Here is a 13,096-nt window from a genome sequence, read left to right as displayed (position 1 = left end):
CTTATTAGACGGATATGGTGCGGTCTGTCCAACCTGGCCGAGATGGACCACACATTGCGGTCACGCCACCGCCCGCACAGCCTCCGTCGTCGGCTGTGCCGCCGCCGGGTCGGCGACGGGACCCGGCTGGTGCGGGAATCGCCGCTGGTGCGCGAGGCCCAGCGCGACGCCGGCGGCCACCAGCACGATGGCCGCGACCGCGACCGCCGGGTAGCCAACCCGCGCGGCGGCCGCGAGGCCGACGGACCCCGCCACGAACGAGCAGATCAGGCCGAACGACGACAGGACGGTGAAGTCGGTGCCGCCGGTGTCGGGTCGCGAGTAGTCCATGTTGACCGTGTAGAGCACGACGTTGGCGACGGTGTAGGCCACCATGAAGCAGCAGAGCGCGGCCACCGTGCCCGCCACCGGCGCACGGCCGTTCATCAGCGGCAACAACAGCAACGTCGACACCGTGAGGGTCACACCGCCGACCACCAGCACGCCGCTGCGCCCGAAGCGACTGACCCCGAACCCCGCGACCAGGCCCGCCACGATGGCCGGAGCGCTCGTCACCACGCCCGTGACGACGCCGATCCGACCCAACGACCAGCCCGCGTCGACCAGGGCCGGCGTCACCAGGGAGTACGCCATTCCCGCGCCGACGTAGACCAGCGGCACCACACCGAAGGTCCACCACCGGCAGCCCGGCTGGCTGAACACCGACAGCAACGCCCGGTAGGCCGTGCCCACCCGGGCCACCCGGTCGGTCCGCGGAGGCTCCCGGAACCGCCACACGACCAGCAGGCCGACCGCCGTCATCGCGACCAGCAGGCCGATCGCCGGTGCCCAGCCGAACCGGTCGTAGACCAGGACGCAGGCGCCGCCGCCGAGCAGGTTGCCGAGGTAGCTGGCCGCGACCTGGATGCCGTTGCCGGTGCCCCGGGCCGACTCGGCGAGCATCCGGACGGCCACGGCGTCCACCGCGATGTCCTGGGTGGCGGAGAAGAAGACGTACGCGGCGCAGATCGCGACGATCGGCCCGAGCGCGTTGGCTGGGTCGGTGAACGGCAGCAGCGCCAGCAGAGCGAGCACCAGGGCGCTCTGGAGCACGAGCAACCAGGACCGGTAGTGGCCACGGTGCCGCGAACCGTAGCGGTCGAGGATCGGCGCCCAGAGGAACTTGATGGGCCAGATCAGACCGACGATCTGCAACAACGCCAGGGTGTCCAGTGAGGTGCCGCCGTCGCGCAGGATGGCGGTCAGCCCGACGGTGATGAAGCCGACGCCGAGGTACTGGGTGACGTACAGCGCGGTCAGCGTGCCGAGCCGGCCCCTCATGCGGCTTTCCAGTAGCCGAGGGAGGTCAACCGGTCCTTGTCGACGCCCAGCGTCCGCCGGATGTGCCGGGTGATGCCACGGGTGCTGGCGGCCTCGCAGGCCACCCAGTAGTGCGCCGCGCCGCTGGCCGGCAGAGCCGCGCACACCGTTTCGACGAGGTGTTGACCATCGTCGCGCCGAGGCACCCAGGTGACGTCGTGGTGCTCGCGGGTCCGCAGCGCGAGTGCCTTCTCGCCCTCGTGGGCGTACTCCAGCCAGACCGTGGCCGGGATGTCGGCGCCGGCGTCGAGCAGGCTGTTCACCGCGGGTAGCGACGCGGCGTCGCCGACCAGGTAGAGGTGGTCCGGCGCGGGGTCGGGCAGCTCGAACGCGCTGCCCTGGACCGTCGCGGTGATGGTGTCGCCGACCTGGGCCGTGGTGGCCCAGCGGGCGGCGCAGCCGTCGTGGACGGCGAATTCGAGCGTGAACCGACCGGTGGCCGGGTCGGGGTCGACAAGCGTGTACGCACGCTGGTGGGCCCGCCCGTCGTTGTCGAACCACAGCCGGATCCACATCGTGGGGTGCACCCCGCACGCCTCCAGCAGGCCACCCCCGTCGAGGAGCAGCCGCTGATAGTGCCCGTCGACCGACTCGGTGCCCAGCACGGTCAACCGAAAGTCCCGGCCGCCCATGGCCTTGAGGACCAGGGCCTCCCAGTTCCGTTTCACGCACCCCTCCAGGTAAGGTCATCCTTGGTTAGGGGAGGTTAACCTAAGTCGCGCCCCGGATGGAACAGAGGACAGCGCCCGATGACACACCTGGGAAAAGTCGCCGGTCTCGGTGAGTTGTCGTTGCTGACCGTGGACCCCGACCGGCATGCCGCCCTCCTGCACGACTGGGTCACCCGACCCCGCAACTCCTTCTGGGGCATGGGCTCACACACCCTTGACGAGGTCCGCGACATCTACGCCTTCGTGGACACCCTGCCGACGCACCACGCGTACCTGATCACGGTTGACGCGGCGCCGATCGGCCTCTTCCAGACCTACCAGCCCGAGGCGGACCCGGTCGGCGAGCGCTACCGCGTGCAGCCCGGTGACATCGGCATGCACCTGCTGCTCAGCCCCGACCGGCGGATCGCCGGCGGCCGCACCAACGCCGTCGGGCCGGCCCTTGCCCGCTTCCTGTTCCGCGACCCGGCCGCCCAGCGGATCGTCGTCGAGCCGGACGTCCGTAACCACCTCGCCCTGCGCCGGCTGGAGATCGAGGGCTTCACCTTCGACTCGGAGATCGACATGCCGGACAAGCGTGCCCAGCTCGCGTTCCTGACGCGCGACCGGTTCGAGGCAAGGCACCCGACGCCCGCCTGATCACCACGGCGGACGGTGGGCGTCAGCTGTTGGCGTTCCAGAAGCCGACGAGGGTGGCGGTCCACCAGCCGATCTGGGAGAGGGTGGCGGCGACGACGCCGGGGAGCAGGGCGGACCAGGGTGGGCGACCGTCCACGGCGGCGAGCCGGTCCCGGACCCGGCCGAGGAACAGCCCGTTGACGCTGACCACCAGCACCGCGAGCAGCTTGACCCAGACCAGCCCGGACGACGTGTCCGGACCCAGGGCGGCGCCGCTGGCGAGCAGACCCACCAGGCCCAGCCAGATGAGCGGGTGCGCGCCTCGTGCGGCGGTCAGCACGGTGCCGAGCGGTTCCCGGCGCAGCAGCCACCGGAGGCTGAACCAGTCCACCGTCAGCACCGCCCCGAAGCCCACCACGAGACAGGTCAGGTGGCAGAAGAGAGCAACCATCCGCCAATCCGGGGAGGGGGTGACGTGTGGCGCGGCGAGGATCGCGAGCAGCCACCCGACGCTCACCGTCAGGATCGACGCGGTGACGGCGGCGCGCCCGGCCGCGCGACGATGGCCACCGCGCCAACCCGCCGTCGGTGTCGAGGCGGACGCGCCGGGCGGTGACGTTCTGCGGGTACGGTGCGTCGCACGCCGGGCCGGGTGGGAGATGTCCGATGTGCCGGCGCGGTGAGCGGGACGGGACGTCCGCGACGAGGGGATGTCGGCCCGGAGGTCAGCTGCCGGCATCGGCCGGCCCGGTGGGCGTCACTCAGCCGACCGGTGCGGCCTGGGCCGCACCGGGCCGACCGTCCAGGGCGGTCAGCTCGGCGGCCCGCGCCTGCTGGATCCGACCGGCGAGCGCCTTCACCTCGGGGCTCCCCCCGGCGGTCTGTTCACCCCGGCACAGCACCACGGTCTGCGCGAGGTGCGCTCGGAGCAGCGCAGCCGCCCGGGACGACACCTCGGCGTCCGGCGCTTCGCGCACCTCGGCGAGACTGACGTCGGTGACCATGCCGGGCATCTGATGCCCCTCGTGGATGTTCAGCTCCGGAACGTTGCCCGCGGCCAGCAGCCCCCGGAGATCCCGCAACTCCGCCCGATGCGCCTCCCGGACGTCGTCGAGGAGTGCCCGCAGCGACGGGTCCGCCCCTGCCGGCCGGCTGTCGAGGTGGTCGATCAACGCGAGCGCGCCCTCGTTCATCGGGATCAGCAGTTGGATGAAGGCGTCATCGGTGCCGTTGAGCAGCACGGGCGCGGTCGCCACCGGAGCGGCCGACGGGGTGGTGGGAGGGTGGTCGGCGCTGCCCCAATCCCGGCTCAGGCCGACGGCCAGCGCCGTCGCGACCAGCGTCACGGCGACGCCGACGATCCGCCGGGCGTGGACGGTGGGCCTGGGGCGTTCGCCGCCGATCTGGTGCTCGTCCATCCGTTCGCCCCAGCTCACCGGGCGGCTTGGAACGCGCGGCCGACGACTGTCGCCCGGGTGCCGTCGCTGAACAACCCGGATCGGTCCTGGTCGGTGGCGGGCAGGCCGAACCAGGCGTACCGCTGCACGTAGGACAGCCGACCGAGCATGGCGGTGGCCGCGGTGAGGAAGGCCGCCTGCTGCTCCTGACTCGGGAACTGTTGACGGCCCCCGTCGAAGCGGATCAGGGCGAACTCGGTCAGCCAGATCGGTTTCTGGTATCGCTGATAGACAGCCTGCAGGTACTGCCGGAGTTGGTCGACCGCGGTGGCGCTCGCGAAGTCCGCGCCGAACCAGTGCAGCGTGATGAAGTCCACCCGGTGACCCCGGGCCTGGGCGCCGGTCATGAACCGGTCCAGCCAACCCTGCGGATCCGGCGCACCCCACGCCACTGCCGGGCTGCCCAGCCTGCTGCCCGTCGCCATCAGCTGCGGCCACAGGTCCAGCGCCTGCTCGACTGTCATGTTCGCCTGCTCGGGCAGGTCCGGTTCGTTGAAGGTGAGCAGATCCGGCCCCGCCGCCTTCGCCCGGGCCAACTCGTCGGCGGTGACGTTCTCCGCGCCACGGATCATGGGCACGAACGTCACACCCCGCGGCGTACTGATCCCCGGGTGCTGGGTGCCCCACGTGTAGTACCAGCCGGCCTTCGAATTCGCCAGCGCCTGACTGGCCCCGGCGAAGTTCCACACCCCGACGCCCTTGCGGGCGGCGCTGACCGCCGGGGCGACCGGAGCCTTCGACGAGGGTCGTACGCTCGGCGACGGCGCGGCGCTCGGCGAGGCGACGGCGGTGGGCGCCGCGGACGGCGGTGCGGCCCACGAGGGTGCGGGTGGATCCTCCGGCAGGATCACCACCACCGTGGTGATGGCGAGAACGGCCGCGGCCACTCCGACGGCGAGGGAGGGCAGCAGGCCACGGGGCCGGTTCACCGCGAGGTCGACGGCGCTCGGGCCGCCGCCCGCATCGGTGGGCACACCACCGCCCGGACCCGGCCCGGCCGTCGGGGGGTGGTGCCCGACGGTCGGTGCGCCGGCCGCAGGCACCGCCGCGCTCGGCAGGTGGGCGCTGAGACCCGCCGGCAACGGCAGCATCGGCAGTCCGGCGAGCAGCCGGTCGATCGGCAGCAGGGTGGATCCCAACCGCCCGCAGAACGCGCAGTCGCGGACGTGGCGGGCCAGGCGCTTGCGCCACAACGGGCTGGGGGTGCCGTCCCAGTCGACGGTCACGGCCTCCAGGTCCGGACAACCAGGGCGGGCACGCAGTGCGCGGACGACGCCACGGGCACTCTGGATCTGCTCCTTCATCCGGTGGATCCGCACCGCGACGTGTCCGGGCGACAGGCTGAGCGCGTCGGTGACCTCGTTCCGGGTGATCTCGCCGGTCTCCTCCAGCCACCAGAGCGAGAGCAACTCCTGGTCGTCCGGGTCGAGCCAGCGGGTCGCCTCGGCGACCTCACGTCGTTGGTCGGTGAGGCCGAGCCGGAGGATGGTCATGCCGGCGAAGTCGGAAGCGGGGTCGGGCACGTTGTGGATCACGTCGAGCCCGGCGTCACGGTTGAGCGCGACACGTCGGCGCTGTTCCCAGTCGCGCACCTGGCGGATGGTGATCGCCACCAGCCAGGACCGGTACGCCGCCGGGTCGTTGAGCGCGGGCAGGTGCCGGATCACCCGTACCAACGTCTCCTGGACCACGTCGTCGACGTCGGCGTGCCCGCGCAGCGCACGCCCGACGATGTTGTAGACCAACGGGAGCGAGGCCGCGACGACGTCGTCGAGGGCGCGCTGGTCGCCCTGTCGGGCCGCGACGACCAACCCGACATCGGGTAGTGCTCGACCGGCTGACGGCATGGCTGTCACTCCTCAGGTGCTGATCCGCGCGGACCCGCGCTGTGTGCGCTGACCGCCCTCACGTTCGGAGACTGGCACCGGCAGGTGGGATTACAGAATTCTCCGTCGTCGGCGAGTTGGCCCGACCGGGGTCCGTCGGCGGCGGGTGCGGATCGACAGCGCCGGGTATGGTGCGGGGTGTCGGTGTCGCCGGGCGTCTGCCCGTGCACGAGACACCCTGATCGGGCGCCGCTGCGAAGCGCCGAACCGTCACGAGGTCACCGGACGAGACGTCCCGTGGCCCGGACGCCACTCCTTCACCGAAGACAGGATCCTGCATGACATCGAACGACAACGCCCGACCGGCCCTGTTTCTCGCCACGTCGAACGCCGACGCGGCCGACGGATCGGCGGTGACCGTCGACGGCAGCGCGGAGGCCATGCGCCGGCTGCGCCATCCGTTCGCGGTGCAGCCCGCCCCGCAGAGCCCGACCGAAGGCGACGACCACGACTGGCGCGGCTGATCCGGTCGTCCCGCCCACCACGCACGTCTCATACTTTCGGCTAGTAATAGCTAAACCTTTCGGGTAAGCTGCGGGCTATCAGGTGAACGACATGACGCGGTGGTGAGGCCCGTGATCGTGGCCCTGCGACAGCGCATCTCCGCCCGTACATGCGCTCCGGCGACAGCCGGTTCGGAGATCTTCCGGTCGATCCGATCGACGGGCATGTGTGGGAAGGACCACCCCCATGGCCAGCATCGTCGAAACGGCCACCGGCACCCGCGTCGGCCAACGGAGCAGCGACCTGAGCGCCGATGAACTCCTGATCGCCCTGGCGGCGACCGGGGCGGACGACCCGCACCGCCACGCGCTGCGGGATCGCACCATCGAGGCGTGGCTGCCGCTGGCCCGGCATTTGGCGCGCCGCTACTCGGGACGCGGCGCACCCGACGAGGACCTGGCCCAGACCGCCTCGGTCGGGCTCATCAAGGCGGTGGACAACTTCGACCACACCCGGGGTGTCGACTTCAGCGGGTACGCCATTCCCACGATCATCGGCGAGATCAAGCGGTACTTCCGGGATCGCACCTGGGCGGTGCGCGTGCCCCGCCGCCTCCAGGAGTTGCGCATGTCGATCAGCGCGGCGAACAGCGCGCTGACCCAGAGCCTCGGTCGCTCGCCGACGGTGGCCGACGTCGCGTCCTACCTCGGCCAGTCCGAGGAGACGGTTCTGGAAGGGCTGGAGGGGGCGCGCGCCTACCGGGCCACGTCACTGTCCACCCCGGTCGGGGCCGACGGCAGTCGGGAACTCGGGGACACCCTCGGTGGCGACGACCACGAATTCGACCTCGTCGAGACCCGCGTCGCCCTGGACCCGGCCCTCGCCACGCTGCCGGAGCGGGAGCGCCAGATCCTGACCCTGCGCTTCTACGGCAACCTGACCCAGGCGCAGATCGCCGAGCGGGTCGGCGTCTCGCAGATGCACGTCTCCCGACTGATCTCCAAGTCGCTGACGGCGCTGCGTCATCGCCTCGTCGACCTCGACCACAGCGCGTTCTGAGGCTGACGCCGCCGGCCCAGGGCCGGCAGCGCCTCGACGCTCAGAGTTGGACGACGTGACCCACCCGTGGCGGCGTACGACCGCCGAGGACGTCGAGCCAGGCGCGTTGGAGGGCCTCCGGCCCAGCACCCACCTGGACGTCGAGCCACCCGCTGACGATGGCGGTGAAGCGTTGCCAGGCCTCGGTGAACCGCTGGTCGAGCCCCGCACGACCCCAGTCCTGGCCGCGCTTGCGCATCTGGACCGGCGCGAAGAACACCTCTTCGGCGGCCTCGGCGTTGGGCGTCTGGTTGGTGAGGCCGACCGCGATGTCCCGGACCAGCCGGTCGCCGAGGTGCCGACGCAGGTCGGCCCGGGTCGAGGGTGCGCCGGACAGGTCGAGGTAGACGGACGCGACGGCGTCCAGAGCGTCGATGTCGTCGTACGGGACGACCTCGTCATAGCAGCCGAGTGACCGGGTGAAGGCCAGGTTGCCGGGCGAGGTGAGCCCGACCAGGCGTGGTCCGCGACCATGCAGCTCGAACGCGGCGGCGTACGCGGTCTTGCTCGACGCCGACGACAGCAGCAGCGACTCGGCACCGTAGAAGTCGTTGTCGACAACCTGGTCGGCCAACATGAACGAGGTGAAGAACAGCGGCCGGAAGAGGATCAGCAGATCCTCCTGGTCGGGCCGGTACGCCGGGTCGCCGGTGGTCGACCGGTACACGTTGTACGGTGACGGCAACTCGGCCCGGTGCGGGCTCGCGTCCCGGAATCCGGACGCGTCCACCCGGTCCGGCCGCACCAGCAGGTGACCCGCGGGTGGGAGATAGCCGTAGACCCGCTGCCCCGCCTCAACCCCCGCGACCGTCGAGGTGACCACCTCGGCGAAGCCCCAGAGCGGCGGCAGGCCCCACCGCAGCCCGAGCCCGGCCGGTGGGAAGAACTCCCAGTAGCGCATCGCGTCGCCGAGCACCGCGTAGGTCACGTTGTTGGCGGTGAGGCCGACCCGGTCCACCCGCAGCAGCACGTCGCCGTCGGCCACCGCGGGCGGGGCGCCCTCGACGAGCGTGGTCTTTTCGAGGTCGTCACGCGCCACGGCGAAGGTCCATGAGTCGGCCATGAGGTGACGCTAGACACCCCTTCCGACCCAGACAAGTGCACTGGGAGTGCAAAATCCCACTGTCTCCGGTCAGGAGCGGGACGCGGCGAGGTCGCGGAGGTGTGCGAGCGGCAGGTGCGGCGGTCGCCACTCCAGGAAGAGGGCCGTGGCGTCGTCCTCCAGCCGGTCGTCCTGATAGCCGACGACGGCGCGCACCAGGCGACGCATCGTCTCCGGGCTGGGCAACCCGTCGTTGAGGGCGCGGTTGACGAAGTCGACGAGCCGGTCCAACCCGAACCGTTCCCCGTCCGCGCTGCGTGCGTCGGTGATGCCGTCGGTGTAGGCGAGGATGCGGTCGCCCGGGTGCAACTCCTCCACGTGCACCCTCGGGCGGTGCGCCGACAGGTGGCCCAGCCCGAGCGGCAACGCGGTCGGCCCCGGCAGCTCCCGGATGGCCTTGCCGTCGCGCAGCAACATCGCACCCGGGTGACCCGCGTTGATCATGCTCAGTCGGCCGGTCCGATGGTCCAACTCCATGAGCAGCCCGGTCGCGAAGAAGTTCGGGTGCTCGGAACGCACCCACCTGTCGATGCTGATCGCCGTGTCGACCAGGTCGAGGCCACACCGGCGCGCGTTGCGGTACGCGCTGACCACGAGCGAGGCGAGCGTGCTCGCCTTGATGCCGTGTCCACAGGTGTCGAAGAGCCCCACACTGAGCACGTCGCCGTTCAACGCGTAGTCGAAGATGTCGCCGCCGACGTCGTAACAGGGTTCGAGGATGGCGGTGATCACCAGGTCGTCGGTGGCGAAGGTCAGCGGCGGCAGCAGCCCCCACACGATCTCGGCCGCGACCTGCATCGGCAGACGCCGTCGCATCCGCTCGACCACGTCACCGTAGAGCCGCCGGTTGACCAGGATCTGGGCGATGTTGACCGCCACCTCCCAGGCTGGCCCGTCCAGGGCCGCGTCGGCGGCCGCCGGCGAGACGATCTCCAGCACGCCCATCCGTTCGCACCCGAGCAGCAGTGGCACCCAGACCCGGTCGGGGTTGTCGGGCGCGCGCTGGATGTCGAGGTTGGTGAAGGCCCGGCCGGCGAGGGTCGTCTCGATCGACAACTCGTCCCGGACCAGACCCGCCCCGAGCAGCGGCACGAGCAGGGACTGCGTGTAGTCGGCCAGGTAGATCACGATCTCGGTGGCGTCGATGGCGGGCGCCGCCCGGGCGACGAGCTGCGACAGCTCGTCCGGGCCACTCCGGGGTGCGTTGAGCTGCAACCACCGCACCATCTCGCCGACGTCGCCCATGCTTCCACCTCCCCGAGTCCTCCCCGACCGCAGGAGCACGTGGTGCGACCGTGAGGCTACCCTGCCGTCAGGCGGTTGGGGCATCGGCGAGGTCGGCCGGGTTGAGGTGCAGGGTGGCGAGCAACCCGGAGTGCTTCGCCGGGTCCACCAGCTCTGGCAGCTCGCGCTCGACCCAGTCGGCCCTGGCCTGCTGCCCCCGGTCGCGAAGTGCGGTGACGATCCGGTGCCTGGCGATCCTCATGTGGTGCTCCCCTGTTAGGCGTTCAAAACGATCATTCGCACGGACGGCGGTGGGGCCGGACGCCGCCGTCCCGACGGTGACGACCAGCGAACCGCGAACCCGGCGGCCGGGACGGGGTCGGCGATCAACAACACGACCAGCCGTCGCGGCGATAGGAATGACGATCGGTTGCGCCCTGTCTGGGTGGCGGACGGCGTCCGGCGGCCACCGGGATCCCGGGCGACATGTTCACCGTACGCCCTCGCGGTGCGCGACCGCATCTTCACCAGCCGGCGGGACGCGCCACCGGCGCACCGGATCCGGTGATCAGGGCTCCAGCACCACCTTGCCCGCCCGGCTGCGCGCCTCGGCGAACACCAGCGCGGTGCAGACCTCACTGAGCGGGTAACGGGCGGCGATCTGCGGCACGATCACCCCTTGCCGCAGGAGGTCGAGCACGATGCCCAGGTCCGTACGCAGGCGGCGGCGGAACGCGGCCCGGCGGGTCAGGTGTCCGGCCCAGAAGTTGTAGAAGCCGGCCCGGTGGCCGTTGGGCAGCGCGTTCCAGGTGTAGAGGCGGGACAGCAGCTTCACGAAGACCCACGCGACCGACTGGCCGGAGTCCACGGCGCCGGCGTTGCCGTACACGACGAGCGTGCCGCCGGCCGCGAGCAGGCCGTACGAGGTGCGCACACCCGGACCGCCCACCGGGTCGAAGACGGCGTCGACACCGCCCGGCGACAGCTCACGGACGCGCACGGCCAGGTCCGGGTCACGGTAGTCGAGCGGTTCGACGCCGAGTTCGCGCAGCGCGGCGTGATGACGTGCGGCGGCGGTGCCGATGACCCGCAGGCCGAGGTGGCGTCCGAGTTGGACGAGCACCGTTCCGACGCCACCGTTCGCGCCGTGCACGAGGATGGTCTGCCCGGCCCGCAGGCCGGCACTTCGCAGCATCTGCCACGCCGTCACACCGTTGACGACGACGGTCTCGGCGGCGGCGGGGTCCAGCTCGGCGGGTACGGGGGTCAGGGCGTCGATGTCGACAAGCGCGTGGGTGGCCCAGCCGCCGGTCTTGGTGACCGCCGCGACCCGGGTGCCGACAAGCGAGTCGTCCGCGCCGGGACCGACCGCCCGGACCGTGCCGACGAGATCGTAGCCGGGCACGAACGGGAACTTCGGCTGGCCGGGGTAGCGGTCATGGCGCATCTGCTGCTCGGCGAACGAGATGCCGGTGGCCTCGACCTGGACGAGCGCCTGGCCCCGGGCGGGGACGGGCATGGCGCGTCGGTGCAGTTGGAGTCCGTCGGGCTCCACCACGCCGGGCAGCACCACTTCGGTGATCATCGCATTGCTGGTCATCGGAATTCCTCCTGATTTGTAAGTGTGCACTCACACACTTCTGCGGCTGAAAAGGTGGGCCGCTGTCGCGGCCCAGGGGTCGGTGGTCGGGGTCAGGGGTGCCGGATGCCGGCGGTCAGCGCGCGCGCCCACGACTCGGGGACCTGCTCCAGGCCGGCGGTGACGATCAGGTGGCAGAGCTGCCCGTACGCGAAGAACCGCTGCACCTGCGCGTCGTCGGCGCCGGACCGGTCCTGCACGAGGGTCGCGATCCGCCGGTAGCCGGCCCGCACCGCCTCGGCGATCTCCGGGATGTCCGTGACGGCCTGCGCCTGCACCTGGAAGAGGAGCAGATCGCGGTCGGCGATCAGTGCCGCGTAGGCGCCGCCCATGGCGTCGAGGATCTCCTCGGGACCGCTGCCCGTGGCCTGCTCGGCTCCCGCCTCGATCGCCACGTCGATCCGCTCGAAGCACGTGTCGGCCGCCGCCACGAACAACCCGAGCTTGCCGGTGAAGAGCCGGAAGACGTACGCCTCGGAGATGCCGGCGGCGGCGGCGACGGCGGTGACCGGGGTGGCGTGGAAGCCGGTGCGCGCGAACGCCGACACCGCGGCGTTCAGCACGGTGACCCGGCGGGCTTCGGCAGTGGATCGCATGTTTGTAAGTGTGCACTCACAAACATTAGCTGTCAAGCCCGCTGGGCACCGGCTCACTCCAGCGGGTAGAGCCGGACCGGGTCACCGGGTCGGAGGCTGTCCGGGATGTCACCGCGGCTACTGGCGGCGATCGAGCCGAGTAGCCCCAGGGAGCGCGCGGACTCCGTACCCGGCTCGGCGTGGTAGATCACCAACAACTGCCCGTCGGCGCCCGCGACCGCGAGCTTGTCGCAGTACAGGTCGAGGTCACCCACCTCCGGATGATGCAGCCGGCTGACCACGCCCTCCCGCCGACGCACCTCGTGCCGCGCCCACAACTGGCGGAAGCAGTCGCTCTCGAGCGACAACTCCCCCACCAGCGCCGTCAACCGGGGATCGTCGGTGGCCCCGCCCGAGTCGGCGCGCAGCTGCCCCACCACGCTCTGCATCGCCTGCCGCCAGTCGCGGAACAGCTCCCGTTCGGCCGGGTCCAGGAACACCGCGCGGAGTCGGTTCGCGCCCGGGGCGAGATTCGGCGACAGTGCCCTCGCCATCGGGTTCGAGGCCAGGATGTCGAGGTGGCGGTTCTGCACGAAGGCCGGCATGTCGAGCTGCCGGAGCAGGTGCAGGATGCTGGCCGGCACCCGCTCAACGGCAGGTCGGACCGCCCGTCGCGACCGCGCGCGGCTCAGCCCGATCAGGTACGCGGTCGCCTCCGGATCCAACCGCAGCACCCCGGCGAGGGCATCGAGGACCTGCACCGAGGGATGCCGTTCGCGACCCTGCTCCAACCGCAGGTAGTAGTCGGCGCTGATGCCGGCCAGCATCGCCACCTCCTCGCGCCGCAGCCCCGGCACCCGGCGCAGGCCCACGCCCGGACCGAGCCCGACGTCCTCGGGCCGGGTCTGCTCCCGACGGGCACGCAGAAAGTCGCCGAGCGGGTTCGTCGCGTCCATGCCACCGACGGTAGATCGCCCGGCCGCCCGGTGACTGGCTGTGTCACTACCAGGAACAGCTCGCCCT

The 13,096-nt window shown here is 71.3% G+C and carries 14 protein-coding genes; 3 read left to right on the top strand and 11 right to left on the bottom strand.

Going from position 1 to position 13,096, the window contains the following annotated elements; genetic code table 11:
- Positions 1-60 precede the first annotated feature (60 nt).
- Together ACFYPM_RS02230 and ACFYPM_RS02225 are read right to left on the bottom strand one after the other, a co-directional pair.
- Positions 61-1,320: an MFS transporter gene (locus tag ACFYPM_RS02230; RefSeq protein WP_387190313.1), complete on the bottom strand. Its 1,260-nt coding sequence runs from the start codon at positions 1,318-1,320 to the stop codon at positions 61-63.
- Complete coding sequence (locus tag ACFYPM_RS02225) at positions 1,317-2,027, bottom strand: siderophore-interacting protein (RefSeq protein ID WP_387190311.1); 711 nt, start codon at positions 2,025-2,027, stop codon at positions 1,317-1,319. Before ACFYPM_RS02225 ends, ACFYPM_RS02230 begins: the two co-directional genes overlap by 4 nt.
- Before the next feature lie 81 nt (positions 2,028-2,108).
- Here ACFYPM_RS02225 and ACFYPM_RS02220 point away from each other — a divergent pair, with 81 nt between their 5' ends.
- Positions 2,109-2,669, top strand: coding sequence for a GNAT family N-acetyltransferase (locus tag ACFYPM_RS02220; protein WP_387190308.1), 561 nt, complete (start codon positions 2,109-2,111; stop codon positions 2,667-2,669).
- A gap of 22 nt (positions 2,670-2,691) precedes the next feature.
- Here the strand turns inward: ACFYPM_RS02220 and ACFYPM_RS02215 are convergent, their stop codons facing one another.
- From ACFYPM_RS02215 to ACFYPM_RS02205, 3 genes are all read right to left on the bottom strand, one after another.
- Positions 2,692-3,165 (bottom strand): hypothetical protein, encoded by a 474-nt coding sequence (locus ACFYPM_RS02215; RefSeq protein ID WP_387190306.1) that lies wholly within the window; start codon positions 3,163-3,165, stop codon positions 2,692-2,694.
- Positions 3,166-3,409: 244 nt separating this feature from the next.
- Positions 3,410-4,066 carry a DUF305 domain-containing protein gene (locus ACFYPM_RS02210; protein WP_387190303.1) on the bottom strand — a complete coding sequence of 219 codons (657 nt, stop codon included), beginning with the start codon at positions 4,064-4,066 and terminating at the stop codon, positions 3,410-3,412.
- Positions 4,067-4,080: 14 nt separating this feature from the next.
- Entirely contained in the window at positions 4,081-5,952 is a 1,872-nt protein-coding gene (locus ACFYPM_RS02205) for a sigma-70 family RNA polymerase sigma factor (protein ID WP_387190301.1), read from the bottom strand.
- Between the two features lie 317 nt (positions 5,953-6,269).
- On the opposite strand from ACFYPM_RS02205, the gene ACFYPM_RS02200 reads away from it, so the two are divergent.
- Together ACFYPM_RS02200 and ACFYPM_RS02195 are read left to right on the top strand one after the other, a co-directional pair.
- Positions 6,270-6,455, top strand: a complete 186-nt coding sequence (locus tag ACFYPM_RS02200; protein ID WP_387190300.1) for a hypothetical protein — start codon at positions 6,270-6,272, stop codon at positions 6,453-6,455.
- A 226-nt stretch (positions 6,456-6,681) separates the two neighbouring features.
- A complete protein-coding gene (locus ACFYPM_RS02195; protein ID WP_387190298.1) occupies positions 6,682-7,494 on the top strand; it encodes an RNA polymerase sigma factor SigF in 813 nt (270 codons plus the stop codon).
- Positions 7,495-7,534: 40 nt separating this feature from the next.
- Here ACFYPM_RS02195 and ACFYPM_RS02190 read toward each other — a convergent pair whose 3' ends face one another.
- The 6 genes from ACFYPM_RS02190 to ACFYPM_RS02165 form a co-directional block, all read right to left on the bottom strand.
- Positions 7,535-8,596: a DUF2855 family protein gene (locus tag ACFYPM_RS02190; RefSeq protein WP_387190296.1), complete on the bottom strand. Its 1,062-nt coding sequence runs from the start codon at positions 8,594-8,596 to the stop codon at positions 7,535-7,537.
- Positions 8,597-8,665: 69 nt separating this feature from the next.
- Positions 8,666-9,880: a PP2C family protein-serine/threonine phosphatase gene (locus tag ACFYPM_RS02185; RefSeq protein WP_387190295.1), complete on the bottom strand. Its 1,215-nt coding sequence runs from the start codon at positions 9,878-9,880 to the stop codon at positions 8,666-8,668.
- A 67-nt stretch (positions 9,881-9,947) separates the two neighbouring features.
- Positions 9,948-10,121 carry a hypothetical protein gene (locus tag ACFYPM_RS02180; protein ID WP_387190293.1) on the bottom strand — a complete coding sequence of 58 codons (174 nt, stop codon included), beginning with the start codon at positions 10,119-10,121 and terminating at the stop codon, positions 9,948-9,950.
- Positions 10,122-10,427: 306 nt separating this feature from the next.
- Positions 10,428-11,459 (bottom strand): zinc-binding dehydrogenase, encoded by a 1,032-nt coding sequence (locus ACFYPM_RS02175; RefSeq protein ID WP_387190291.1) that lies wholly within the window; start codon positions 11,457-11,459, stop codon positions 10,428-10,430.
- 92 nt (positions 11,460-11,551) lie between these two features.
- Entirely contained in the window at positions 11,552-12,094 is a 543-nt protein-coding gene (locus tag ACFYPM_RS02170; protein WP_387190289.1) for a TetR/AcrR family transcriptional regulator, read from the bottom strand.
- Between the two features lie 53 nt (positions 12,095-12,147).
- Positions 12,148-13,029 carry a helix-turn-helix transcriptional regulator gene (locus ACFYPM_RS02165; RefSeq protein WP_387190287.1) on the bottom strand — a complete coding sequence of 294 codons (882 nt, stop codon included), beginning with the start codon at positions 13,027-13,029 and terminating at the stop codon, positions 12,148-12,150.
- Positions 13,030-13,096: the final 67 nt, after the last annotated feature.

This window comes from Micromonospora sp. NPDC005203, assembly GCF_042872705.1.
Lineage (GTDB): Bacteria > Actinomycetota > Actinomycetes > Mycobacteriales > Micromonosporaceae > Micromonospora.
The sequence above is the reverse complement of the archived record's forward strand: the minus strand, read 5'-3'. Positions and strand labels throughout refer to the sequence as shown.